The following is a 26012-nucleotide window of genomic DNA, read 5'->3' on the forward strand; positions in this document are numbered from 1 at the left end:
TTCCCCGAACCAGCCAAAGACAGCAACTCTTGTCCTCAGACACCACGACCGCTCTAGAAGCGTTGACCTTTTCAGACCTCGGCCTGTCGCCCAAGGTCCTTTCCGCAGTCACCGATGCGGGCTACACCGTGCCGACGCCGATCCAGGCTGGCGCCATCCCGCATGCCTTGCTCGGCAAGGATATTCTGGGCATAGCACAGACCGGCACCGGCAAGACGGCTTCCTTCGTGCTGCCGATGCTGACCCGCCTCGAAAAAGGCAGGGCCCGTGCCCGCATGCCGCGCACGCTGATCCTCGAGCCGACGCGCGAGCTCGCCGCGCAGGTCGAAGAGAATTTCATCAGATACGGCAAGAACCACAAGCTCAACATCGCGCTGCTGATCGGCGGCGTCTCCTTCGACGAGCAGGACAAGAAGCTGGAGCGCGGCGCCGACGTGCTGATCGCCACGCCCGGCCGTCTGCTCGATCACCGCGAGCGCGGCAAGCTGTTGCTCAACGGCGTCGAGATCCTCGTCATCGACGAGGCCGACCGCATGCTGGACATGGGCTTCATCCCCGACATCGAGCGCATCTGCGAGATGATCCCGTTCACCAGGCAGACGCTGTTCTTCTCAGCGACCATGCCGCCGGAGATCACCAAGCTCACCGAGAAATTCCTGCATGCGCCGGTGCGCGTCGAGGTGTCCAAGGCGGCATCCGCTGCCACCAACATCATCCAGCGCCTGGTCAAGTCCGGCTCCAAGCCGTGGGACAAGCGCGAGACGCTACGCAATCTGATAAAGGCCGAAGACGCCGAGCTGAAGAACGCTATCATTTTCTGCAACCGCAAGGTCGAGGTCGCGGAGCTGTTCCGCTCGCTGTTGAAGTATGACTTCGACGCCGGCGCCCTGCATGGCGACATGGACCAGCGCGCCCGCATGCAGATGCTGGCCAATTTCCGCGATGGCAAATTGCGCTATCTCGTGGCGTCCGACGTCGCCGCGCGCGGCCTCGACATTCCCGACGTCAGCCACGTCTTCAACTACGACGTGCCGATCCACGCCGAAGACTATGTCCACCGCATCGGCCGCACCGGCCGCGCCGGACGCTCGGGCAAATCCTTCACCATCGCCACCAAGTCCGACACCAAATACATCGACGCCATCGAGCGGCTGATCGGCAACAAGATCGAGTGGCATGACGGCGACCTGTCGACCGTGGTCGCCAGCGAAGGCGGCGAGGACGAAGCGCCCCGCCGTGGCCGTGGCGCTCCGCGCCGCGCCGGCCGCAAGGACGAGGACCGCAAGGCCCATGATCGCAAGGACGGTGGCGAGCGCAAGCCGCGCGAACGCCATGCCAAGCGCAGCGACGACGCGCCAGCGGCAGATGCCGCGCGCGAGGAACAGCCGGTGGTAGCCGAGGCCGCGGTCGCCGACATCGGCGAACGGCATCAGCGCAAGGAAGCGATCCGCTCCGAAAACAGCGACCGCAAGGTCTCCGATCGCAACAACGAGAACCGCGCCCCGGAACGCGGCGACACAAGGCCGCAGCGCGCCAGCAACAGCCGCCCTGCCCGCGGCAACAACCGCGGTGAAGACAATGACGGCACCGTCGGCTTCGGCGACGACATGCCGGCCTTCATGAAGATCGTCGCCAAGGTCTGATTCCATGAGCCGCGGCGTCCCGAGGACGCGCGGCTTTCCTGGACGCGATTGGGATGCGAGATCTGGAGCCCGCTCAGGATCAATCAGCGCCATGCGCGGCATTCGCAAGACAGGCTCGATCTGCCCGATCTCTTCCGGCCTGGAGCGCTTCAAATACCCGTCGATGCTACAGGCTTTTGAGTTCCAGGCGGGATGCCAATAAATCCAGAAATGCCCGAACCTTGGCCGAAGATGACCGGCCTTCCTGCCACAAGGCATGGATCGGCACCGGTGCCGGCTCGAATTCCGTCAAAACCAGTTCGACGAGACCGTCGTCGACCAAATGTCTTATCTGCCACAGAGGCGAGAAGCCCAAACCCAGTCCGTGGATTGCGGCGGCATAGACCGAGGTCATCAGATTGGAGCGAAAAGCGCCTGCGACCTTCACGGTCCGGGGTTTCCCGTCGATCTGAAACGTCCATTCACCTGGACGCTCGTTAGCGGTTCTGATGATGCAACTGTGCTCACTCAGCTGGAAGGGATGGGCCGGCCGGTCGCACCGCGCGAAATAGGAAGGCGCGCCGAACACAACGCGCCGCAACGCTCCCAGGCGTTTGGCTTTCAAGTTGGAATCCGGCAAATCGCCGATGCGTATTGCCAGGTCGAGACCTTCGGCGCCAAGATCGGCAAATCCATCGGAAAGTTGAAGATCGACCTCGACCCGGGGAAATGTCCGCATGTATTCCGCGATGACAGGCATCAGGACGTTCGGGCCAAACAGAACCGGCGACCCGATGCGCAGGACGCCTGCCGGCTCCGATCGTTGATTGATCGCCTGAAGTCTTGCGTCGTTTATTTCGTCGACCGCGGGTTTGATCCGGTTGAAAAAGGCTGCTCCGACTTCACTCGGTGTCGAGCGACGCGTTGTCCTGTGGATCAGCTCGACGCCGACTGATTCCTCCAGTGCCGCCAGGGACCGGCTGACCGACTGCAGCGAGCGGTTCAGCCGATGTGCGGCAGTCGTCAGACTTCCATGCTCGACGATCGCGATGAAAGCCTCGAAATCGTCCATCCGGCTCATGTATTCTCCCGATCTTCGACATAATATATCGCAAAAACGGGTAATTGTAACGACAATTGCGACGTCGTACCTCTCTGCAAGTTGTCCCGCGAGGACAGGCTTGATGGAAGGGAATCGTCATGCAAGTAGCCAATCCAACTGTTCTGGTCGTTGGTGCCACAGGCCGAGTTGCGGGACTTGTCGTGCCTGAACTTGTCCGACGCAATGCCAATGTTCGAGCGCTCGTTCGCGACCCTGCGAATGCCGAAAAGGCCAGGAAGCTAGGGGCATCCGAGGTTGCGACAGGAGATTTGCGAAATCGTCAGAGCCTCGAAAGGGCGGTCGAGGGCGTCGACGGCGTCTTTCACATTGGGCCGGCTTTTGCTCCCGATGAAGCAGCCATGGGCGTTGCCATGGTTGAGGCCGCCACGCGAGCAGGAGTTCGAAAGTTCGTCTTCTCGTCGGTGATCCAGCCTACCAATACGCGACTGAAGAACCATGCCAGCAAGGTGCCTGTCGAGGCTGCTCTCTACTCGACGACGATGGAATATACGATTCTGCACCCTGCCAATTTCATGCAGAACCTCGCAGCGGCCTGGCCGTCCGTCGTTGAACATGGTGTTTTCTCGGAACCGTTTCCAAAGACGGCGAAGCTGGCCCGCGTCGACTACCGCGATGTCGCTGAGGTGGCGGCGATCGCCCTAACCGAAGCGCGATTGTCCTACGCGACCCTCGATCTGTGCGCTGACGGCATGCACAGCCGGGAAGACATCGTTGCGATGATGAGTGAGGAACTTGGCCGACCCATCTCTTCTGGTGAGCCGACATTTGGCGAGTGGGCGGCCGAGGCACGCCTTCCCTACAATGAGCGCCAAATGCAGGTGCTGGCCAAAATATACGCCCACTACGCCCACTATGGCCTTGGTGGGAACAGTCTGACATTGCGCGCCGCCCTGGGCCGCGAACCGCGTTCGTTGCGCGGCTTTATTCGAAACCTTGCCCAGCAAATGGCGCAGGCCGCCTGACTGCGCCCAGCCGCGCATACTTCCACTTTTCGAGAAGGAGATATTTGATGCGACCGTCATCCCACAAGGTTTTGAAATCGAGGAAGCTACCGGCCTCTTACAATGCGCTGGTAATGCCATTCGTACTTTCCATCCTGATGTCGTGCATTGTTTCCGCGGTAGCGACGCTGATCAATGCGGGCTGGACAACCGGTTTCGTGGCGACCTGGCCGTATGCATGGGGAGCATCATGGCTAGTGGGCTTTCCAAGTCTGCTGCTGGTCTTGCCGATCGTGCGCCGTATCGTTGCGGCAATTGTCGATCAGCCGACCTCGTAGGCCTTGATTACAGAGTCCGACATGCCAAACAAAAACGGCCCTTGCGGGCCGCTTTTACCTTCGACTGACGGCTCGCAGCGCCATTGTCGACTTCCGCGACCAGATACCTGTCTTCATGCGGGCAGCCTTCATGCGCGCCGGCCCTCATGCCGATCGTCGTCCGAGCCTGATCCCGAGCGCTCTCAATTGCAGCCGGCCAGCTTGCACCCTTGGCAAGCTTCTATCCTGGCCCGTCCGTCACATCGGGCCCGGCATCATCTTGGTCGGTTTTTCCAGCATCGGAAACTCTGCCTTGCTGCATTTCACGTTCGGGTTGGTCGGACTGAACATGCCGTTCGGATTGTCTCTGAACAGCCAGGCATGAAGGTCGTAGTGGACGAACTCCCTCGGAATGAGCGGGTAGTGCCCTTCCATCGGTCCCATGAAGGTCTGGCCAAATAGTTTTGGAGGTTCCTTGGTGTCTGGCGTCAGGGGCATCAGCCATTCCACGCCAACCAATTTCAAGCCTTTCTTGGTCGGCTCGTAGATCAGCACATTGGGGCGCATCGGATCGAGTTTCTGACCGACACTCGGAACGTTGACGAAATGGATGCCCATAGCGCCCTTCGGATAGTCCATTGCGCCCTCGATCTTGTCCCCGCTGTAATAGACACACCCGACAGTCGACAGATAAAGGTCGCGGACGGCGACCGTGTAGTCCTCATATTTGGCGAGCGATTTCTTCAAAGCTTCGATGTCGGCTTTGTTGGCGTCCTCGGCTCGAGCCGTGGCGGCTGCGCACCAAGCTGAGACCAGACCTGTCAAAATGAGGACGCCGCAACGCCCAAAACGAGCTGTTCTTGTCATGCATTCCTCCCAGATTTCCTTATCAGGCCGTGCAGGACCGGGGCCGACTAAGTGACTGCGCGGCCGTTTGTACCGCCCCATCCCCTCTGGAACCGCACCAATGCTAATCCCTTCCAAGACCTCCGGAAAGGGATTATTAGAAATCTCTAATGCGTTAGACCTTTTGGCGGACCACAGGAGCCCAAAAAGAAAGCGGCCCCTTGCGGGGCCGCCTTCGCATTTCGATGCCGACCTGATCAGGTCAGCGGCGAAAGCTGGATCTCGACGCGCCGGTTCTGCGCACGGCCGGCTGCCGTTCCATTGGACGCGATCGGGCGGGTCTTGCCGAAACCGGTGACGGCGAAGCGGCGCGAATCGACACCTTGGCCTGAGAGATAGTTGGCGACCGCCAATGCGCGGCGCTGCGACAGATCGAAATTGTGTTCGTCGCCACCGGTCGAATCGGTATGGCCGAACACGTCGACTGTGGTCTGCTTGAACTTCTTCAGCACCAGCGCAACCGAGTTCAGAACCTGATAGAAGCCAGGCTTCACCGCATCCTGGTCGACGTTGAAAGTAATGTCGGACGGCATGTTGAGGATGATCTGGTCGCCGGTGCGGGTGACGCTGACGCCGGTGCCTTCGAGCTGGCGGCGCAGTTCAGCCTCGTTCTGGTCCATGGTCGCGCCGATGGCGCCGCCGGCCAGCGCGCCGATACCGGCGCCGATCAGCGCGTTGCGGCGGTCATTGCCGCCGGCAAGCAGGCCGAGGCCCGCGCCCGCCAGGGCGCCAAGGCCGGCGCCGGCAGCGGTGTTGGAAACCTTCTGCTCGCCGGTGTACGGATCGGTCGTGGTGCAGGCACTCACCAGCACAGCCGTCGCAACGGCGACGAGCACAGTCTTTTTCATAAGGATCGTCCCTCTCCAAATCGCGGCCTTTGCGGCTCGCGCATATAAGCCCTTCTCCGGTCTTGTAACATGAAATGCGGCGAAAAACCGAGCGGCGAAAGCGGCTTTTCCCCGCTCGCGCCACTCTTCCGCTTCGGCGGTTGGCGCTGGCCTACCAGAGGTTCTTGCCGTCAATGACGACCACCTCGACCTTGTCGAGGTCGAAATCATCGAACAGCCGCGAATTGACTGATATCTTGGGATTGTCGAAGTCCGGTTTGCCGGTCGACCAGTCCGGCGTTTCGGTGAAGGTGCCGCAGCCGCAAATGGCGCAGAACCCGTGTTTGACGGTCTTCGATCCCCATTGATAGAAGGAAACGTTTTCCGGCGAGCTGGTGAGCTTGAATTGCGACGGAACGTAGTAAGCCCACAGCGAACCGCGCTTGGAGCAGAACGAGCAGGTGCATTGTGTTACCGTCTCGGGCGCCTCCGAAACCTCGAACGTAGTCGCCTTGCAATGACAGCTGGCCTTGATGGTCATGAAAAGCCTTCCTCTCCGTTGCCCGCACCCATGCGGCAAGGCACCATAAAGGAAGGCTCCTGACAACTGTCTGTCAGCAGGCTCCGATCGATCGAGCCGAGCGGCGCTCTGGCCGAAGCGGACCCGTCGTCACCTCCCAATCGTCGTCACCTGCCGATATAGGCGGCCAGTTCGTCCGGCGTCCCGTTTGGGAAAGCCTGTTTCAGAAAATCCAGGAACGCCGACACGCGCGCGCTGAGCAGCCGCCGCGACGGGTAGAGCGTCCATAGAGAAATTTCGGGGCCGTCAATATCCCCCCAATTCACCAGTGTGCCGTCAGCCAGGTCGTGGGCCACCAACGAAATGGGAAGCCGTCCTGCGCCGACGCCGGCTCGCACCGCATCCCGGACCATGATGAGCGTCGACAAGGCGAGGACCGGCTCGATTCTAAGTGTTGCCCGGCCACCTGGTGTCTTCACCTGCCATGTTTGCCGCTCGCCTGTCCCGCGCGCAACGCCAGGAGCGGCGAGCCCATCGGTCGTGCGAGGAAGGTCCGGGCTCGCCACAACGACCAGGCGGTCGCGGAGAAACGCCCGTCCGACCAGGCTTTCATCGGGATCCGGATTGACCCGGATTACCAGATCGTAGCCTTCCTCGATCATGTCGACATGCCGGTCTTCGGTGGTCACTTCAAGCCTCACCTCAGGATACCTCAGGGCAAATCCCGCAGCGATCCTCCCCATTGCAGTCTGCGAAAAATGCAAAGGCGCGCTGATCCGCAATCTGCCCTTGGGTCTCTGACCGCCCGAGGCAATCGCCGATGCCGTCTCGTCCAGCTCGGCAAGCAACGCCCCCGTCCGCTCGAAGAGCGCCCGTCCTTCTTCGGTCAGCTTCAGGTTACGCGCACCCCGTTCGAACAGACGCAGATCGAGACTGCTTTCCAATTCGCCAACGCGCCGGGACAACGTTGCCTTGGGCCGGCCGGTGGACCTTGCCGCTTTGCCGAAGCCGCCATGGCGAGCCACGAGGTTAAAATCGGCAAGGGCTAAAAGATCCATGACTGTCCCACCAGTGAGACGACGTGTCTAAAATTGCCGTCTACTGGGCTCTTTGTGAGCCACACATATTGGGACTGTCAAGCAACCCAACAGGTGAAATTCCATGACCATTCTCGTTACCGGCGCCACCGGCAATATCGGCCGCCAAGTCGTCGAACAGCTCGCCAAGCGCGGCGCCGATGTGCGTGCTCTCGTGCGCGATCCGTCGAAAGCCAGTTTTCCGGCAGGCGTATCCGTCGCGCAAGGCGACTTTCTCGATGTCGATTCGCTGCGCAAAGCCATGTCTGGCGTTTCCACGCTGTTTCTCTTGAACGCCGTGGTGCCGGACGAATTCACCCAGGCTTTGATCGCCTTGAACGTCGCCCGATCGGCCGGCATCGAGCGGATCGTCTATCTCTCGGTAATCCACGCTGACGTCTATGTGAACGTGCCGCATTTCGCGGGCAAGTTCGGCGTCGAGCGAATGATCGAACAGATGGACTTCAAAGCTACGATCTTGCGCCCGGCCTACTTCATCCAGAACGATCTGACGGTCGAAGACGTCATCACCGGCTATGGCACCTACCCAATGCCGATCGGACCCAAGGGTCTCGCCATGATCGACGCCCGCGATATCGCCGAGATCGCCGCCCTTGAGCTGCTGCGTCGCGAACGGTCCAAGGAGCCGCTTGCGTTCGAGAGGATCAACCTCGTCGGTCCGCAGACACTGACCGGGACGGACATTGCCGCAATCTGGTCAGACGTACTCGCCCGCCCGATCAGCTACAGCGGCGACAATACGGAGGGTTTTGAGCAAAATCTCAAGCAGTTCCTGCCCGCCTGGATGGCCTACGACATGCGCCTGATGGGCGAGCGTTTCTTTACCGACGGGATGCTGCCCGAGACCGGCGACGTCGAGCGCCTGACGGCACTTCTGGGTCGCCCACTGCGGCCGTATCGCGACTTCGCCTCAGCACTCGCTGCTTCCGTCTGACGCAAGCGCCTTCAGCACCAAGGCCGGCCTTCCGATGAGAACTGCCAACAGAACTCAGTAGGAACGCGGTGGCACGAACAGGCAGATCGTCTTGCCTGCGTCGAGGCCGGCCTGGTGCGCGCACCAGTGGAAATCGCCGTCGGGTGAGTCCTTGACCCGCTTGTCGCTCATCGGCACGACCTCCCCCGTTCCGGCGATGACATAGCCCTCCGGCTTTTCCAGCACCTCGCCGGTATGGGTGGTACGGCAGTCGTAGTTTGCGCAGCAGGCGAAGGGATAACTCCAGCCTTGCGGCTTCGCCGCCGTAGGCTTGGCGTCATGGGCGAAGGCGGGTGCGGTCAGCACCGCAGCAAGCATCGCGATTGCAAAGATCGGGGTCACGAACAAGGAAAACAGGAGTCGGCCAGCCGGTTGAACGGCTCTGGCCGATCGGAGAGTGGCAGCAGACATGGAAGCGTTCCTTTCAAACGAGCATCAAGCGTTTCGCTTGCCCGTTCCCGGAACGTGTCTTCCCAGTGGCCGGATCGTCAGGTCGCAGATATGCCGCGTCCGGCCATAAATGCTTTTTCTCTTCCAGCCCTCGGATGCTGGGCTGATTCCTAGGCTGGCGCAAGAAGTTGCTGCGCGAGGCCGCCACATCTACGCCGCTATCTGCAACCGCTGACGAGATCCAAGGCCAGGCTCAACTCCCGGCAGACGGGCATCGAAACAACGGGATTGGCCGAATGTGGTTCCAGCCTATACTTCGCCTGGACCGGCGACCACATGCCCTTCATATTGCGGCAAGTCGTCGGCGATGGTGAACCATGGCGCTTTGGAGCCGACGAAGATGTGCGCGGTCGGCCGGATCGTCGGATCGTCGACCAGCGTGCCCATGGCGACATGGACATAGGCGCCGTCGCGGACCAGCGAATACAGCAACGAGCCGCAGCGGCTGCAATGCGCATCGTGGCCGCTGTCATCGCCGAAATGGATGAGCCCGTGATGCCCTTCGGCAAGGGCAAGTTTCTCGCGCTCGATGCCGGCGAAGGGCTTGAAGGCGGAACCTGTGGTGCGCCGGCAGTTCGAACAATGGCAGATCGCGGCATAGACGAACTCGTCCGCCACTTCATACTGAACCGTGCCGCAAAAGCATTTGCCGGTGAGCCTGCGAGTCATGGTTCCTCCTTCGCTCCCCCGCCAAGGGATGTTCTTATTCAAGAAAGTGGCGGAAGCGCAGGTATCATCCATTCGCAGGCCGGCCTCAGCTGAATATGAACATATCCTAGTCGAGGTCGGCCACGGCTTCACCGGCACCGCCCTCGATGCGCTGCGACAACGAGGCTTCCATGAAGTCGTCGAGGTCGCCGTCGAGCACGCTCGACGGGCTGGTGCTCTCGACGCCGGTGCGCAGGTCCTTCACCAACTGGTAGGGCTGCAGCACATAGGAACGAATCTGGTGACCCCAGCCGATGTCGCTCTTCGACGCTTCTGTGGCATTGGCCACCGCTTCGCGCTTCTTCAGCTCTTCCTCGTAAAGGCGCGAGCGCAGCATTTCCCAGGCCTTCGCCTTGTTCTTGTGCTGCGAGCGTTCGGCCTGGCAGGCAACCGCGATGCCGGTGGCGATATGGGTGATGCGAACCGCCGAGTCCGTGGTGTTGACGTGCTGGCCGCCCGAACCGGATGAGCGGTAGGTGTCGATGCGTACATCGGATTCCGAGACGTCGATCTCGATCCTGTCATCGACGACCGGGTAGACCCAGACGCTGGAGAAGGACGTGTGGCGGCGCGCATTGCTGTCATAGGGTGAAATGCGGACCAGGCGATGAACGCCCGACTCGGTCTTCAGCCAGCCATAGGCATTGTGGCCCTTGATCAGGAGCGTGGCGGACTTGATGCCGGCCTCTTCGCCGTCATGGACTTCCAGCACTTCGACCTTGAAACGGCGACGCTCGGCCCAGCGCGTGTACATGCGCAGAAGCATCGAGGCCCAGTCCTGGCTCTCGGTGCCGCCGGCGCCGGCATGGACTTCGAGATAGGTGTCGTTGGCGTCGGCCTCGCCCGACAGCAGCGTCTCGACCTGGCGGGCCTTGGCCTCGCCCTGCATCGAGCGGAGGGCTGCTTCCGCCTCGGCGATCACGCTCTGGTCGCCCTCTTCCTCACCCAGTTCGATCAGGCCGATATTGTCTTCCAGCGCCTGAGTCAGGCTTTTGACGCCGGCGATCCCGTCTTCGAGGCCCTGGCGCTCGCGCATCAGCTTTTGCGCTTCCAGCGGATCATTCCAGAGGCTGGAATCCTCGGCGCGCACGTTCAGGTATTCAAGCCGCTTTATAGCCTGATCCCAGTCAAAGATGCCTCCTCAGCAGGGTGATCGCCTGCCTGATCTCGTCGACAATATTCTGCGTTTCCGCGCGCATGGCTGGTTGTTCTGTCCTGTTTTTGAAGTGGCGCTTGGGTCGGCGCGATACATAGGCACGGCATTGCTGCCTGTAAAGCGAAATGGGCCGGCTCAACAAGCCAGCCCACTCGACGTAAAAAATCAGGTCGTCAGTAGAGTCCGCCGCCGGGTGCCTGGATGGCTTCCGTAGCCTGCGGCGATAGCGGTCCGCCGGCGCCGTTGGACCCGTCGGCGCCCATGCCGATCACCCAATAGCTGTCGGCTGGGCCGGTGCCGGGCTTGAAGGCTTCGATGATGGTGCCGGGATCGCCCGACGCGGCACGCATGCCGGTCTTGCGGTTGATCGCGACCAGGTTCATGCCTTCCGGCACCTTGAAGTCGACATTGGGCGTGCCGTCCAGCGCAACGCGCATGAAGTCCTTGAAGATAGGCGCCGCCAGACCACCGCCGGTGGCGCCATGGCCGAGACCGCGTGGCGTGTCGTAACCCATGTAGAGGCCGACGACGAGGTTCGGCGTATAGCCGATGAACCAGGCGTCTTTCTCGTCATTGGTCGTTCCGGTCTTGCCGGCGATGTGGCGGCCAAGCTCGGCGATGGTGGCGCCGGTGCCGCGCTGGACGACGCCTTCCATCATCGAGGTGATCTGGTAGGCGGTCATCGGATCGAGCACCTGCTCGGAATTGTCGACCAGTTCCGGTTCGGGCTGGTTGTTCCATTCGGGCGCATTGCAACCTTCGCAGCCGCGCTCGTCCTGCTTGAACACGGTCTTGCCGTAGCGGTCCTGGATGCGGTCGATGAGCGAGGGTTTGATCGACTTGCCGCCATTGGCCATGATCGAATAGGCCGACACCATGCGCATCACCGTCGTCTCGCCGGAACCCAGCGCCATCGGCAGATACGGCGCCAGATGGTCGTAGACGCCGAACCTCTCGGCATATTCCACCACCAGCTTCATGCCCATGTCGTTGGCGAGCCGCACCGTCATCAAATTCCGCGACTTTTCGATGCCGGAACGCAAGGTCGCGGGACCGGCCACCGTGCCGTCATAGTTCTTCGGCGTCCAGGTCGTGGTGCCGCTCTGGATGGTGATCGGTCCGTCCATGATCACCGAGGCCGGCGTATAGCCATTGTCGAGCGCGGCCGAATAGACGATCGGCTTGAAGGACGATCCCGGCTGGCGCATCGCCTGCGTGGCGCGGTTGAACTCCGACTGCGCATAGGAGAAGCCGCCGACCATGGCCAGCACGCGGCCGGTATGTGGATCCATGGCGATCAGGCCGCCCTCCACTTCCGGCACCTGGCGCAACGTGTAGGCGCCTTCCGACCCTTCGTTCTTCTGCACGAAGATGACGTCGCCGGGCTGCAGTACATCGGCCGGAGACTTGGCCTTGACCGTCTTGCCATCGACCACATGGCGCATGGCAAAGCTCATGTCTTCCTTGCTGACGGCGCCTTCGACGCGTTCCTTGACGATGTCGCCTGATATCTGCCGCGTCGGCTGCAGGCCGATGGAAAGGCCGGTCGCCGAGCTGTCGAGCACGACGGCAAGCGACCATTCCGGCACGTCTTCCAGCCCCTTGACGTTGCCCAGCGCCACGCCCCAGTCGCCGGAAGCATCGATATGCGTCACCGGTCCGCGATAGCCGCGCAGCGTGTCGTATTTGAGCAAGCCGTTCTGCATCGACTTGCGGGCGATGAGCTGGATCTTCGGATCGAGCGTCGTGCGCACCGAAAGGCCGCCCTCATAGAGCGCGTTCTCGCCATAGCGCGAGATGATCTGGCGGCGCACTTCCTCGGTGAAATATTCACCCGCAAACAGATAGGAGCCATTGCGGCGCGGCGTCACGCCAAGCGGCTCGGCCTTGGCCTTGTCGCCTTCCTCGCGCGTCACGTAGCCGTTCTCGACCATCTGGTCGATGACCCAGTTGCGGCGCTCGATGGCGCGGTCGGCATGCTTGAAGGGATGGTAGTTGTTGGGCCCCTTCGGCAGCGACGCCAGATAAGCGGCTTCCGCGACGGTGAGTTCGTTGACCGACTTGTCGAAATAGGTCAGTGCCGCGCCCGCAACGCCATAGGCGCCGAAACCGAAGAAGATTTCGTTGAGATAGAGCTCAAGGATGCGGTCCTTCGAATAAGCCTGCTCGATGCGGAAGGCCAGGATCATCTCCTTGATCTTGCGCTCGTAGGTCTGGTCCGAGGACAAGAGGAAGTTCTTCGCCACCTGCTGGGTGATGGTCGAGGCGCCGACCTGGCGCCTGCCCGAACCCAGATTCTGCAGGTTGACGTAGATGGCGCGGCCAAGCCCGGTGATGTCGATGCCGGGATGGTTGTAGAAATTCTTGTCCTCGGCCGACAGGAACGCCGCCTTGACCCGGTCCGGAACCGCCTGGATCGGCAGATAGAGCCGCCGTTCGCGCGCATATTCGGCCATCAGCGAGCCGTCGGAAGCATGGATGCGGGTCGTCACCGGCGGCTCGTACTTGGCCAGAACCTCGTAGTCGGGTAGGTCTTTCGACAGATGGCTGATGTATATCGCCACGCCCGCGGCGACGATAAGCGCCAGCGTCGTGCCGATACCAAAGAAATAGCCGATAAGACGAATCATGCCCGCTCCAGTCCGAGGTCCGGGAATTTCCTAGACGAAGCCGCCTTTCGCGCAAGCCTTCGCAACTGTCCCGATCCGTGATGGAAAACCCATGTCGCCACCATGTGGGCAAAATACGGCAGTGCCCGGTTTCGGCATCCCCCACCGGAAATAAAAGCGCCTGGTGTTGTCCCCGTGCAACGCTGCCTCCGGTCGTGGGCGGCGGCGACCATCTCAGCCTCCGGTTCCCGTTCCCATCTTGGCGGAGGCAAACAGGGCGACGGCGTTGGTGATGCTCTGCGCCGCCTTGCCGCGCCAGTCGGCGTCGAGCAGTTGCGCCTCATCCTTGGCGTTGGAGAGATAGCCGAGTTCCACCAGCACCGACGGCACATCGGGCGCTTTCAGCACTTTGAAGCCGGCCGAACGCTGCGGATTGTTGATCAGGCCGACGCTGGTGGACAACTGGCCGACCAGAGTGTGGGCAAAGCTCATCGAGAAATTATGCGTCTCGCGGCGGATCAGGTCGATCAGTATGTCGGTGACTTCCTTGTTGTCGTCCTTGATCACCATGCCGGCGAACTGGTCGGAGAGGTTTTCACGGTCGGCAAGCGCCTGCGCTTGCGGATCGGACGCCTTGTCGGAGACGGTATAGACGGTGGCGCCTCTGATACCCTTGACGCTGATCGTGTCGGCATGGATCGAGATCAAAAGGTCAGCCTCGTGCTGCCGGGCGATGCGCACGCGGTCATCGAGCCGCAGGAACTCGTCGGTGTCGCGCGTCATGAACACGTCGTAGTTGCCGACGGTGGCGAGCTTGTCGCGCAATTCAGTGGCAAAGGCCAAGGTCACGTTCTTCTCGATGGTGCCGTTGAGGCCTTCGGCGCCACCGTCGATGCCGCCATGGCCGGGATCGATGACGATGGTGAAGCGATGCCCGGGATTGGAGATCGGCCCTGTGCCGACCCTGGAGCCCTTGTCGGTGGAGACGGTCGAGCCAGTGGTCAGCGCCTGGTTGGCAAGGGCTTCGTCGAACTCGCGGTCGGAGGCTGCCGACATGTCGATGGCGATGCGATAGCCTGCGCCGTCCTCGTTCTTGAGCACCTCGAGCTTGTCGACCGAGAACGGCCCCTTGCCGGTCAGGATCAGCCGCGATCCCTCGCCCTGATCGCCATAACGCACCGCTTTGACCAGGCCGCGGGCCTTGGCGTCCTTCGCGCCAATGGCGAATCGGGTGCGCGGCAGGTCCACGACCAGCCGGTTGGGGCCGCGCAGCAGGAACCATTTGATGTCGGGCTCGCGGTCGAAATCGATGACGATGCGCATCTTGGTTGCGTCGCCGGCCATCTTGTAGGCGGTGGCGCCGAGTGGCGCATCGGCGGCGCGTGAAACCGGCGCAAAAGCAAGGCAAAGCGCCAGCAGCAACAGCACACCGGCAGCGCGCAGGAAACGGCCTGCACGGCCATGGCCCTTGTCTGTGGTGCCCGCCAGTCCCATTTCTTGCAGTCGCTCCTGGTTTGGCGCCTTGCGCCCGCGTGGTTGGTCGAAATGCCGGTCAGGCCGCAGACTCGATTAACGATTGGTATCCAGAGAAGGTTAACCAAGCCTTTTCATTGAGGATTAAGGCCTGTGCTTCCGTTACGGCACTGCTTTTTGCCGGCATCCGAAATCGGGGTTGCCTTCCACCCCGTCAAATCATAAAAGCGATGGTGGATCACTGCAATCCTGGAACCGCTTCTCCCGCAGCTTCCTGCTACAGGTCAGATGAAAGGCGGCTCCTTTCGCTTCCCGCGAAAAGGCTTCAGGTGATCGCGACGAATTTCGCAGGTGTGCGCCCGTGGCGGGGGAATCGCCTGCGTGAGGAAAACGGCCGGGTTTGTTCCCGTGCCGGCTCTGTATGAGCAAACAAGCTGGTCCGGTTCGTCCGGGCTTTGGTTCAAAAGGTTCTGCTGGTGACGATGGCTTCAAGCGCAATCATGGAAAGGTCCGCATCAAACCGCGCCATTGTGGCTGCGGGCGGCACCGCCATGGCGCTCAAGCGGCGTCCGGCGGACATTCAGACATCCGGCACCCACATCCCAGACACGCAGCAGCGGGCTTTGCCTCGCAAGCTGCGGCTGACGGCTGCCGGGAGGAAACGAAATAATGCCCAACAAAATGCTGATAGACGCCTCCCACCCGGAGGAAACACGCGTTGTCGTTATCCGCGGTAACCGTATTGAAGAATTCGACTTTGAATCTCAGGACAAGAAGCAGCTCAAAGGAAACATCTATCTCGCCCGCGTAACGCGCGTCGAACCTTCCCTTCAGGCAGCCTTTGTCGAATATGGCGGCAACCGTCACGGTTTCCTCGCCTTCAGTGAAATTCACCCCGACTATTACCAGATCCCGGTCGCCGATCGTCAGGCTTTGCTGCGCGCTGAAGCGCAGGAAGCCGAGGACGAGGAGAACGAGGACAATGACGGCGACGACCGCCAGAGCCGCGATCGCGGCCGGCGCGGCCGCCGGCGCGGCGGCAAGGGTCGTGAGCGAGGCGAACACAAGCGCGACGCCGGCGCCGATGATGAGAACGGCGAACATGGCGATGCCGGCAGCGATGCCGTCTCCGAAGCGCCTGCTTCCGAGCATGCCGCGGCCGATACCGCCGGGCATGACGATCATGCCGGGCATGGCGACAGCGAAGCCTCCGACGCCGAGACATCCAGGAGCGAACCGTCGGAAGGCGGCCCGACATCGATCGCGGCAAGCGTCGAAGCGGATGTGATCTCCGAAGCTGTCCCTGCGGCGGAGCCGGGTGACGAAAGGTCGTCCAGCGAGGCAAGTGGCGAAGCCACCTCCGGGGACAATGACCGCGGCATGCTGGAAGAGGTGCAGTCCTCGCATCCGGACGACCACGAGATCGAATCCGTAGGCGCCGAGGATGCGCTGGAAGAGGTGCGCAGCCGCCGCAAGCCGGTGCGCCGCCAGTACAAGATTCAGGAAGTCATCAAGCGCCGGCAGATCCTGCTGGTGCAGGTGGTCAAGGAAGAGCGCGGCAACAAGGGCGCTGCGCTCACCACCTATCTGTCGCTTGCCGGCCGCTATTCCGTGCTGATGCCCAACACCGCACGCGGCGGCGGCATTTCGCGCAAGATCACCAGTGCCGTCGACCGCAAGCGCCTCAAGGAGGTCGTTGCCGATCTCGAAGTGCCGCAGGGCATGGGCGTCATCCTGCGCACCGCCGGCGAAAGCCGCACCAAGGCGGAAATCAAGCGCGACTACGAATATCTGATGCGGCTTTGGGAAAACGTCCGCAATCTGACGCTGCAATCCACCGCCCCTGCCCTCGTCTATGAGGAAGGCAGCCTGATCAAGCGCTCGGTGCGCGACCTCTACAACAAGGATATTGACGAGATTCTTGTCTCCGGCGAGGAAGGCTACCGCGAGGCCAAGGATTTCATGCGCATGCTGATGCCGAGCCACGCCAAGGTGGTTCAGCCGTTCCGCGACACGACGCCGATCTTCGTGCGCAACGGGATCGAGGCGCAACTCGACCGCATGCTGCAGCCGCAGGTGACGCTGAAGAGCGGCGGCTATATCATCATCAACCAGACCGAGGCGCTGGTCGCCATCGACGTCAATTCGGGCCGCTCCACCAAGGAGCACTCGATCGAGGACACCGCTCTCCACACCAACCTTGAAGCGGCGGAAGAAGTCGCCAGGCAATTGAGGCTGCGCGATCTCGCCGGCCTGATCGTCATCGACTTCATCGACATGGAGGAGAACCGCAACAACCGCTCCGTCGAGAAGCGGCTGAAGGATCACCTCAAGAACGACCGAGCCCGCATCCAGGTCGGCCGCATCTCGCATTTCGGTCTGATGGAGATGTCGCGCCAGCGCATCCGCGCCAGCGTGCTGGAATCAACCATGAAGCCGTGCCCTCATTGCGGCGGCACTGGCCATGTGCGCTCCGATTCGTCGGTGGCGCTGATGGTGGTGCGGGCGATCGAGGAATTCCTGCTCAAGGATTCGCGCAGCCACATCACGGTGCGAACCCCGGCGGCGACCGCTCTCTATGTGCTCAACCACAAGCGCGGCACGCTGGTGGAACTCGAAAGCCGCTTTGGCCTGACCATCACCGTCGAGGCCGATGATACGGTCGGTGTGCAGCACTACGCGATCTTCCGCGGCGCCATTGCCGAAAAGCCGGAAGGCTTTGTCGAAGCGCGAACCTTCCCGGCCTATGTCGAGCCGGAAGAGCCCGAGGACGAGATCGTCATCGAGGAGGAAGACGACGAGGTTGTGGTACAGGCCGAGCAGCCGCGCCAGGCGCAGCCGCAATCGCAGCAGCAGCAGCCGAGATCGGCTGAGGACGGCGAAGGCCGCGACCGCAAGCGTCGCAAGCGCCGCAGGCGGCGCGGCGGCAAGGATCGCGAACGCGAACATGGCGATCGCGAGCATGGCGCCGAAGGTGCTTCGGTTTCGGCGGCAAGCGACGACTTTGCCGCTGAACCAGGCGATGACGATGCAACACAGCAAGACGAAGCCCAGGTTGGCGCCGTCGAAACGGTGGAAGCATCAGATGACGCCCAGGGCAAGAAGCGCCGTCGCGGCAAGCGCGGCGGCAAGCGCAATCGTCGCGAAGACGGCACGGAGACCGAAGCCGGCGAAACCGCCTCGGTGGCCGAGGCCGCTGAAGTCGGAACGGCCGCAAGCGAGCCCGTAGCAGCCGTAGCGGTTGAAGAAGCAGCGGCTCCCGCCGCGGCGAACGACGACGCTCCAGCCGAAAAGCCGAAGAAGAAGCGCGCTTCAAGGGCAAAGAAGGCTGTGGTGGAAGTCGCCGATGAGACGGCGGCCGAGGCTGCACCGGAAGCTGCCGTCGAAGCAGCCGCCCCCGCTGCGGCCGATGCCGCCACGGAAACGACCGTCGACGACGAGCCCGCCAAGGCTCGCCCGTCACGGCGCAAAGCCGTGGCCGCGGATACCACCGCGGTGCCGGTGGTTTCCTCCAGCGTTGCCGACGAGGCAAAGGCCGAGGAAAAGCCGAAGCGCGCCGGCTGGTGGCAGCGGAAGGGCTTTTTCTAAGCTATTCAGCCGATTAAGATAGGTTCCTGACAAAAATCCCGCGCCGTTCAAACCACGGCGCGGGATTTTTGCATGCGCGAATGATGGAAGGCGTCAGGGGGCGAAAATCGACCAGTTCATCATCCTGGCCAGTTTTTCCAAGGCGATCGACCCCAGCTTGGAATTGCCGTTGGCGTTCAAGCCCGGCGACCATACGGCGAGTGAAGCCACACCCGGCACGATCCCCAATATGCCCCCGCCGACGCCGCTTTTTCCCGGAATGCCGACACGGAAGGCGAAATCGCCGGAGCCGTCATAGTGGCCGCAGGTCAGCATCATGGCGCCGATGCGCCGCGCCCGCTCGGCAGACACCACGGAGTGCCCGGTTGCCGGGTTTCTGCCGCCATTGGCGAGGAAGCGGCCGGCCAGCGCCAATTGCCGGCAGCTCATGGCGATGGCGCAATGGTGGAAGTACACGCCCAGCGACAGCTCGGGTGCATGGTTGAGATTGCCGAAGGATTTCATGTAGTTGGCAAGCGCGAAGTTGCGATAGCCGGTGGCGCGTTCGGAAGCCGCGACCTCGCGGTCGATGATGATGGTTTCGTCATCGGCAAGGAACTGGATGAAGCGCAGGATTTCGCCGATCGCCTCGCGCGGCTGGTGGCCGGCAAGCAGTATGTCGGAGACGACGATGGCGCCGGCATTGATGAACGGATTGCGCGGAATGCCGTTCTCATGCTCGAGTTGCACGATCGAGTTGAACGGATTGCCCGACGGCTCGCGTCCGACACGCTGCCACAGCGCGTCGCCGACATTGCCGAGCGCCAACGTAAGCGTAAACACCTTGGAGATGGACTGGATCGAAAACGCCTGGTCGGCGTCGCCGGCGACCAGCACGCGGCCGTCATTGGTCACGGCGGCAATGCCGAATTTGTTCGGATCGACCTTGCCGAGCTGCGGAATGTAGGTGGCGACCTCGCCGCGATCGGAGCGCTCGGCCATCTCGGCGGCGACGTCGGCCAGCGCTTGTTTAAGATCCGGCATGCTCGTCCCCGCTATTTCAGCCAGCGCTCGATGCGCGCCATCGCCTCGACCATGTCGTCATGGCTGCCGGCATAGGAAAAGCGCATCGTGCGGTGTCCTGCCAGCGGATCGAAATCGCGACCGGGCGTCGCCGCCACATGCGCTTCGGCCAGCATTTTGCGCGCAAAGGCCATGCTGTCATTGGTATGCCGGGTGACATCGCAGAAAGCGTAGAAGGCGCCGTCCATCGGCGCCGCCAAGGGAAATCCGAGTTCCGGCAGGCGCCGCATCAACAGCTCGCGGTTCCAGGCATAGCGCGCCTTCACCGCTTCCAGCTCTTGCGTCGCCTTGAAGGCTTCGATCGCCGCGATCTGCGACAGTTCCGGCGGCGAGATGTAGAGGCTCTGGGCGATGCGCTCGATCGGCCTCACCAGAGCTTCCGGCAGCACCATCCAGCCAATGCGCCAGCCGGTCATGCAATAATATTTCGAGAAGGAATTGATCACCGTCACGCCTGAGCCATGGGCCAGCGCAGTGGTGTCGGGCGCGGCATAGGCCAGCCGATGATAGATTTCGTCCGATATCACCGCGATGCCGAGTTCTTCGGCTGTCCTCACCAGTGCGGACAACTCGTCGACGGGAATGACCGCACCTGTCGGATTGGCCGGGCTGGCGAACAACACGCCCTTCAGCGGTTTTTCCTGGTGCGCCGATTTCAAATGCTCGGCGTGCAGGTAGGCGTCCGTGCCGAGCTCGATCTCGACGATCTCGATGCCGAGCGCGGCCATGATGTTGCGGTAGGCCGGATAGCCGGGTGATGCGATGGCGACGCGGTCGCCGGGATCGAACATCGCCAGGAAGGCCAGATTGAAGGCGGCCGACGATCCCGTGGTCACGGCGATCCGGTTCGGCGAGACATCGATCCCGTAATGGTCGCCATAATGCGCGGCGATCGCCTTGCGCAGATCCGCCAGACCGAGCGTGTCGGTATAGCCGATGCGTCCGATCCTCAGCGCATTTGCGGCTGCTTCCCTCGCGCCCACGGGCGCCGGATCGGATGGCTGGCCGACGGCCATGGAGACGACAGGCACGCCCGTCGCCTTCAGCCGGTTGGCTTCGGCCAGAATGTCCATGGCGTGAAACGGCTCGACTTCACCGCGGCGCGACAGCGAAACTACCATTTGACCTCCGTCCGGCCCGCCGCTCGAAGCCATGAACCGGCGGCAGCGCCGCACAAATGCCCGATTGATGTGAGGATCACAAGTTCGCCTAGTTTCGGTGCCGTGACTTTTCATCGTTCGCCCGCTCGTTTACCAGTGGACCTCATGCTGAGCCGACCCAAATCGACGATGTCCAAATCTTCCATCGGGAAGACAGCGCGCGGCTTCGCGACGCTTTTGCTTGCCGCCGCCGTCGCTGTCACCGGCTCGGTGACGGCCTTCGCGCAGGCGGTGCCGGTCGTGCGCGATGCCGAGATCGAGGCGCTGGTGCGCGACTATGCGCGGCCGATCTTCAAGGCGGCCGGTCTTGCCAATGACGGTGTCGATATCGTTCTGGTCAACGATCAGAGCTTCAACGCCTTCGTTACCGGGCGCCGGCTGTTCATCAACACCGGCGCGCTGATGCAGGCCGAAACGCCCAACGAGATCATCGGCGTCATCGCCCACGAGGCCGGCCACATCGCCGGCGGCCATCAGCAGAAATTGCGCGACCAGCTCGAGCGCGCCAAGACCATGGCCATCATCGCCACGCTGCTTGGCGCCGGCGCCATCGTTGCCGGCGCCACCACCAACAGCCGCGGCCTTGCCGGCGCCGGCATGGGCGTGGCTGCGGGCGGCGGCGAGATGGCGCAGCGCAGCATTCTTGCCTACCAGCGCACCGAAGAGTCGACCGCCGACCGCTCTGCCATCACCTATCTCAATGCCACCGGCCAGTCCGGCATGGGCATGCTGAAGACCTTCGCCCGCTTCCAGAGCGCGCTGTCGCTTTCCGGCACGCAGGTCGATCCCTACCGCATCAGCCACCCGATGCCGCAGGAGCGCATCGCCAATCTCGAAGTGCTGGTCAAGCAGAGCCCTAACGTCGACAAGGTCGATCCGCCGGCACTGCAGCAGCGGCACGACATGATGCGCATCAAGATCGCCGCCTATATGGGCGGCCAGGCCGCCGCCACGCGGCTGATCCGCAAGGCCCCGGGCAGCCTCGCCTCGCGCTATGGCGAAGCGCAGATGGCCTATCTCTACGGCAATCTGGGTGCGGCGCTGACCAAGGCCAATGCACTGATCAAGGAACAGCCGAAGAACCCCTACTTCCAGGAAATGCGCGGCGACATACTGATGAAGGCCAACAAGCCCAAGGACGCCGCGGACGCCTATGCCAAGGCGGTCAGCCTCGATCCGGTGAGGTCGGGCCTGTTGCCCGTTTCTCTCGGCCAGGCGCTGATGGCCATCGGCACGCCCGATTCGCTGAAGAAGGCGGTGGTGCAGATCAACAACGGCCTCGGGCGCGACAAGGAAAACACGGTCGGATACCGCTATCTCGCCCAGGCCTATGGCGAGCTTGGCAACATTCCGGCGGCGGAACTCGCCACCGCCGAGGGCCATTTCTATTCCGGCGATTACACGAATGCGAAAATTTTCGCCATGCGCGCGCAAAAGGACTTGAAGCGTGGCGAACCCGGCTGGATTCGGGCGCAGGACATCATAAACTACAACCCTTCAGGCAAACTCAAGAAATGAACCGGTCGCCGGCGGCGACTAGGATAGACCGGAACCGGTAAAGAGGATCAGACGATGAACAAGGCAATATTGCTCGGCACGACGGGAGTGGCGGCTGCTCTTGCCATGCTGGCTTTCGGGTTCGTCGCCGGCAGTCCGCAGGTGGCCAAGGCCGGCACGGCGCAGACCGTGCAAACCGCCTCTGCCGACACCAAGATCGATCGCACCGAGGTCGAGGGCATTATCCGCGACTATCTCCTGAAGAACCCCGAAGTGCTGCTCGAAGTGCAGGAGGCGCTCGAGGCCAAGCAGAAGGAAGAGCAGCGCATAGCCAGCCTCGGCGTCATCGAGAAGGCCAAGTCCGAGATTTTCAACTCGACCTTCGACGGCGTCGTCGGCAATCCGAAGGGCAAGGTCACCATCGTCGAATTCTACGACTACAATTGCGGCTTCTGCAAACGCGCCATCGACGACATGCAGGCTCTGACAAAGGCCGATCCGGAGCTGCGCTTCGTGCTCAAGGAATTCCCGATCCTCGGGCCGGATTCGCAAAAGGCCAGCGTCGTCTCGATGGCTTTCCACCTGATGCATCCGGAGAAATACGGCGAGTTCCACAACGCCCTGCTCGGCGGCCAGGGCCGCGCCACCGAGGCGGCGGCCATCAAGGTTGCGCTGTCGCTAGGCGCCGATGAGGCGAAATTGCGCGAGAAGATGAAGGATCCGACCATCACCGAGGCTTTCTCCAAGACCTTCGACCTCGCCAACAAGCTGGCCATCACCGGAACGCCTTCCTACGTGGTCGGCAATGAGGTGGTGTTCGGGGCGCTCGGCCAGGAAGTGCTGGCTGAAAAGATCGAGGCGGCGAAAGCCGCGCTCTGATCTTGCACGCGAGCCTATTTCTCACGGGCACATTTCCGCCTGTTGTGGACAGTGAAAGATCGCACTTGTGCTCTTTCCGCGGGCGGCTATGCCCATTATAGAAGGCCCTGCGCGCCGGCTTGAGGCCGGCGTCGGAAAAGGTCGGCATTTTTGAAAACGATTTTCGTCCTGAACGGCCCCAACCTGAACGCGCTCGGCAAGCGCGAGCCGGGCATCTATGGCGGCAAGACGCTTGCCGCGATCGCCGACGACTGCAAGCAGGCGGGCGCCGCGCTTGGCCTCGAGATTGATTTTCGCCAGTCGAACCATGAGGGCGACCTCGTCGACTGGATCCAGGAAGCCGGCGACAAGGCAGCCGGCATCGTCATCAATCCGGGTGCCTACAGCCACACCTCGATTGCCATTCACGACGCCATCCGCGCTGTCGCGCCGCTGCCCGTCGCCGAAGTTCACCTCTCCAACATCCACGCGCGGGAACCATTCCGCCACGTCTCCATGGTCGCGCCGGTCGCTGTCGGCATGATCTGCGGGTTCGGACCGCTTGGCTACTCGCTGGCGCTGCAGGCGCTAGCGGCACGCCTATGACCGGCTCACAAACAGAAGGCTCGAAAATGTCGATAAAGAAGACCGGTGTTGACCAGCAACTGATCCGCGATCTGGCGGGCATACTGAACGACACCAATCTCACCGAGATCGAAGTCGAGCTCGGCGACCTGAAGGTGCGCGTATCGCGCCAGGCGCCGGCCGTCCACGCCATCGCCGCACCGCAGGCCGGTTATGCTCCGGCAGCGCAGCAGCCCGCGGCCGGCGCGGCTGCCGCACCAGCAGTGGCCGATCCGTCCAAGAACGCGGTCCCCTCGCCGATGGTCGGCACCGCTTATCTCGCGCCCTCGCCCGACGCCAAGGCCTTCATCGAAGTCGGCCAGAAGGTCAAGGAAGGCCAGACGCTGCTGATCATCGAAGCGATGAAGACGATGAACCAGATCCCTTCGCCGCGCGCCGGCACGGTGACGGCGATCCTGTTCGAGGACGGCCAGCCGGTCGAGTACGGCATGCCACTCGTCGTGATCGAATAGAGCGGGCCGGATGTTCCAGAAGATCCTCATCGCCAACCGCGGCGAAATCGCGCTTCGGGTGCTGCGCGCCTGCAAGGAACTCGGCATCCAGACCGTGGTCGTGCATTCGACCGCCGACGCTGACGCCATGCATGTCAGGCTCGCCGACGAAAGCGTGTGCATCGGTCCGCCGCCGTCGCGCGACAGCTATCTCAACATCCACCAGATCGTCGCAGCCTGCGAGATTACAGGCGCCGATGCCGTGCATCCGGGCTATGGCTTCCTGTCGGAAAACGCCAAGTTCGCCGACATTCTCGCCGCCCACAACATCACATTCATCGGCCCATCGGGCGACCACATCCGCATCATGGGCGACAAAATCGAGGCCAAGCGCACCGCAAAGCGGCTCGGCATTCCGGTTGTGCCGGGCTCCGACGGCGCCGTCACCGACCAAAAGGAAGCCAGGCGCATTGCCGCCGAGATCGGCTATCCCGTGATCATCAAGGCTTCGGCAGGCGGTGGCGGGCGCGGTATGAAGGTCGCCCTTACCGAAGCCGATCTCGAGATCGCCTTGCAGACAGCCAGCACGGAGGCCGGCGCGGCCTTCGGCGACGATGCCGTCTACATCGAGAAATACTTGGAAAAGCCGCGCCACATCGAGGTGCAGGTATTCGGCGACGGCGCCGGCCGCGGCGTGCATTTCGGCGAGCGCGACTGTTCGCTGCAACGCCGCCACCAGAAAGTCTGGGAAGAGGCGCCCTCGCCGGCCCTCAACGCCGAGGAGCGCGCCCGCATCGGCAATATCTGTGCCAAGGCCATCGCCGACCTCGGCTACTCCGGCGCAGGCACCATCGAATTCCTGTACGAGAATGGCGAGTTCTACTTCATCGAGATGAACACGCGTCTGCAGGTCGAGCATCCGGTGACGGAGGCGATCACCGGCATCGATCTCGTGCACGAACAGATCCGCGTCGCCTCCGGCGGCGGGCTTTCAGTGCGCCAGGAGGACATAAAGTTCAACGGCCACGCCATCGAATGCCGCATCAATGCCGAGGATCCGCGTACCTTCACGCCTTCGCCCGGCACGATCACGCATTTCCACACGCCTGGCGGTCTCGGCATTCGCGTCGATTCCGGTGTCTATTCCGGCTACAAGATCCCGCCCTATTATGACAGCCTGATCGGCAAGCTGATCGTGCACGGCCGCAACCGCGTCGAATGCATGATGCGGCTGCGCCGGGCGCTCGACGAATTCGTCGTTGACGGCATCAAAACGACGCTGCCGCTGTTTCGCGACCTGGTCGGCAATGCCGATATCGCCAATGGCGACTACGACATCCACTGGCTGGAAAAGTATCTGGCCAAAGAGGAATAGCGCCCGAATTGCCGCTATGATGCCGCGATGACCCGCCCTTACGCACCCGGCTATCGCATTCCGACCGACCTCTTGCTCAAGGCCTATGCCTCGGGCGTCTTCCCGATGGCGGAGAGCGCTTCCGACCCGGAAGTGTTCTGGGTGCGGCCGGAGACGCGCGGCATCATCCCGCTCGACGGCTTCCACACGCCGAAGAGCCTGCGGAAGACGATCCGCAAGCACCCGTTCGACATCCGCTTCGATTTCGATTTCGAGGCGACGATCGACGGCTGCGCCGAAAAGCGCGAGGAGCGCCGCTCGACCTGGATCAACGCGCCGATCCGCGAAGCCTATATCGAGCTGCACCGTCTTGGGCACTGCCATTCGGTCGAGGCATGGCGCGAGGAACGGCTGGTCGGCGGCCTCTATGGCGTCTCGCTCGGTCGCGTGTTCTTCGGCGAAAGCATGTTCGCCCGGGAAACCGACGCGTCCAAGACCTGCCTGTATCATCTGGTCGAGCGGCTGAAGGCGCGCGGCTTTGCCCTGCTCGACACGCAATTCACCACCGAGCATCTCAAACGCTTCGGCGCGGTCGACGTGCCGCGCGTCAAATACGAGAAGATGTTGGCCGACGCGCTGAAGGGCGAAGCCGTTTTTTATCCCTGACCGGAGACCGAGCGGCCGAGCCGGCTCGA

The 26012-nt window shown here is 62.3% G+C and carries 23 protein-coding genes; 11 read left to right on the top strand and 12 right to left on the bottom strand.

The genetic code is table 11. The features are described from left to right. Positions 1 to 29 precede the first annotated feature (29 nt). The gene (locus X730_RS159975; protein WP_031196605.1) at positions 30 to 1643 is read left to right on the top strand and encodes a DEAD/DEAH box helicase; all 1614 of its coding nucleotides are present in this window, start codon (positions 30 to 32) and stop codon (positions 1641 to 1643) included. Between the two features lie 166 nt (positions 1644 to 1809). On the opposite strand, the gene X730_RS159970 is transcribed toward X730_RS159975, so the two are convergent. Beyond that, the gene (locus tag X730_RS159970) at positions 1810 to 2703 is read right to left on the bottom strand and encodes a LysR family transcriptional regulator (protein ID WP_023825611.1); all 894 of its coding nucleotides are present in this window, start codon (positions 2701 to 2703) and stop codon (positions 1810 to 1812) included. A gap of 119 nt (positions 2704 to 2822) precedes the next feature. Between X730_RS159970 and X730_RS159965 the strand changes: the two genes are divergently transcribed. Then, complete coding sequence (locus X730_RS159965; protein ID WP_023741410.1) at positions 2823 to 3707, top strand: NmrA/HSCARG family protein; 885 nt, start codon at positions 2823 to 2825, stop codon at positions 3705 to 3707. Between the two features lie 47 nt (positions 3708 to 3754). After that, on the top strand, positions 3755 to 4024 hold the full coding sequence (locus X730_RS159960; RefSeq protein WP_023667468.1) for a DUF2798 domain-containing protein: 270 nt from the start codon (positions 3755 to 3757) through the stop codon (positions 4022 to 4024). A gap of 237 nt (positions 4025 to 4261) precedes the next feature. On the opposite strand, the gene X730_RS159955 is transcribed toward X730_RS159960, so the two are convergent. From X730_RS159955 to X730_RS159940, 4 genes are all read right to left on the bottom strand, one after another. Next, complete coding sequence (locus tag X730_RS159955; RefSeq protein WP_023825612.1) at positions 4262 to 4870, bottom strand: hypothetical protein; 609 nt, start codon at positions 4868 to 4870, stop codon at positions 4262 to 4264. 236 nt (positions 4871 to 5106) lie between these two features. Next, the gene (locus X730_RS159950; RefSeq protein ID WP_023667470.1) at positions 5107 to 5757 is read right to left on the bottom strand and encodes an OmpA family lipoprotein; all 651 of its coding nucleotides are present in this window, start codon (positions 5755 to 5757) and stop codon (positions 5107 to 5109) included. A 151-nt stretch (positions 5758 to 5908) separates the two neighbouring features. Next, positions 5909 to 6277: a GFA family protein gene (locus tag X730_RS159945; protein WP_023729802.1), complete on the bottom strand. Its 369-nt coding sequence runs from the start codon at positions 6275 to 6277 to the stop codon at positions 5909 to 5911. Positions 6278 to 6423: 146 nt separating this feature from the next. Then, a complete protein-coding gene (locus tag X730_RS159940) occupies positions 6424 to 7314 on the bottom strand; it encodes a LysR family transcriptional regulator (protein WP_023825613.1) in 891 nt (296 codons plus the stop codon). 103 nt (positions 7315 to 7417) lie between these two features. On the opposite strand from X730_RS159940, the gene X730_RS159935 reads away from it, so the two are divergent. Then, positions 7418 to 8287 (top strand): NmrA/HSCARG family protein, encoded by an 870-nt coding sequence (locus X730_RS159935; RefSeq protein ID WP_023825614.1) that lies wholly within the window; start codon positions 7418 to 7420, stop codon positions 8285 to 8287. 54 nt (positions 8288 to 8341) lie between these two features. Here X730_RS159935 and X730_RS159930 read toward each other — a convergent pair whose 3' ends face one another. From X730_RS159930 to X730_RS159910, 5 genes are all read right to left on the bottom strand, one after another. Continuing rightward, positions 8342 to 8737, bottom strand: a complete 396-nt coding sequence (locus X730_RS159930) for a hypothetical protein (protein ID WP_023667474.1) — start codon at positions 8735 to 8737, stop codon at positions 8342 to 8344. 288 nt (positions 8738 to 9025) lie between these two features. Then, positions 9026 to 9445, bottom strand: a complete 420-nt coding sequence (locus tag X730_RS159925) for a GFA family protein (RefSeq protein WP_023667475.1) — start codon at positions 9443 to 9445, stop codon at positions 9026 to 9028. Positions 9446 to 9551: 106 nt separating this feature from the next. Continuing rightward, positions 9552 to 10683 (bottom strand): peptide chain release factor 2 gene (gene prfB, locus X730_RS159920; protein ID WP_155922402.1). Its coding sequence is split into 2 segments (ribosomal slippage): positions 9552 to 10616 and positions 10618 to 10683, totalling 1131 coding nucleotides; the frame shifts between segments, so codons are not numbered across the junction. Positions 10684 to 10813: 130 nt separating this feature from the next. Then, positions 10814 to 13270, bottom strand: coding sequence for a penicillin-binding protein 1A (locus X730_RS159915; RefSeq protein WP_023667477.1), 2457 nt, complete (start codon positions 13268 to 13270; stop codon positions 10814 to 10816). A 213-nt stretch (positions 13271 to 13483) separates the two neighbouring features. Then, the gene (locus tag X730_RS159910) at positions 13484 to 14743 is read right to left on the bottom strand and encodes an N-acetylmuramoyl-L-alanine amidase (RefSeq protein WP_023695365.1); all 1260 of its coding nucleotides are present in this window, start codon (positions 14741 to 14743) and stop codon (positions 13484 to 13486) included. Positions 14744 to 15391: 648 nt separating this feature from the next. Here X730_RS159910 and X730_RS159905 point away from each other — a divergent pair. Beyond that, positions 15392 to 18310, top strand: a complete 2919-nt coding sequence (locus tag X730_RS159905) for a ribonuclease E/G (protein ID WP_023825615.1) — start codon at positions 15392 to 15394, stop codon at positions 18308 to 18310. A gap of 93 nt (positions 18311 to 18403) precedes the next feature. Here X730_RS159905 and X730_RS159900 read toward each other — a convergent pair whose 3' ends face one another. Further along, a complete protein-coding gene (locus X730_RS159900; RefSeq protein WP_023734404.1) occupies positions 18404 to 19333 on the bottom strand; it encodes a glutaminase in 930 nt (309 codons plus the stop codon). A gap of 11 nt (positions 19334 to 19344) precedes the next feature. Further along, on the bottom strand, positions 19345 to 20493 hold the full coding sequence (locus X730_RS159895) for an aminotransferase class I/II-fold pyridoxal phosphate-dependent enzyme (RefSeq protein WP_023825616.1): 1149 nt from the start codon (positions 20491 to 20493) through the stop codon (positions 19345 to 19347). A gap of 144 nt (positions 20494 to 20637) precedes the next feature. Between X730_RS159895 and X730_RS159890 the strand changes: the two genes are divergently transcribed. From X730_RS159890 to aat, 6 genes are all read left to right on the top strand, one after another. Next, entirely contained in the window at positions 20638 to 22050 is a 1413-nt protein-coding gene (locus tag X730_RS159890) for a M48 family metalloprotease (protein ID WP_023691221.1), read from the top strand. 54 nt (positions 22051 to 22104) lie between these two features. Beyond that, positions 22105 to 22908, top strand: coding sequence for a DsbA family protein (locus X730_RS159885; protein WP_023667484.1), 804 nt, complete (start codon positions 22105 to 22107; stop codon positions 22906 to 22908). A 150-nt stretch (positions 22909 to 23058) separates the two neighbouring features. Next, entirely contained in the window at positions 23059 to 23493 is a 435-nt protein-coding gene (gene aroQ / locus X730_RS159880; RefSeq protein WP_023667485.1) for a type II 3-dehydroquinate dehydratase, read from the top strand. A 26-nt stretch (positions 23494 to 23519) separates the two neighbouring features. Beyond that, a complete protein-coding gene (accB, locus tag X730_RS159875; RefSeq protein WP_023681496.1) occupies positions 23520 to 23984 on the top strand; it encodes an acetyl-CoA carboxylase biotin carboxyl carrier protein in 465 nt (154 codons plus the stop codon). A 10-nt stretch (positions 23985 to 23994) separates the two neighbouring features. After that, positions 23995 to 25338, top strand: coding sequence for an acetyl-CoA carboxylase biotin carboxylase subunit (gene accC / locus X730_RS159870; protein WP_023681497.1), 1344 nt, complete (start codon positions 23995 to 23997; stop codon positions 25336 to 25338). Positions 25339 to 25365: 27 nt separating this feature from the next. Beyond that, positions 25366 to 25983, top strand: a complete 618-nt coding sequence (gene aat / locus X730_RS159865; protein ID WP_023681498.1) for a leucyl/phenylalanyl-tRNA--protein transferase — start codon at positions 25366 to 25368, stop codon at positions 25981 to 25983. Positions 25984 to 26012 lie beyond the last annotated feature (29 nt).

The sequence above is a fragment of the Mesorhizobium sp. L103C131B0 genome (assembly GCF_000502275.1).
Taxonomy (GTDB): Bacteria; Pseudomonadota; Alphaproteobacteria; order Rhizobiales; family Rhizobiaceae; genus Mesorhizobium.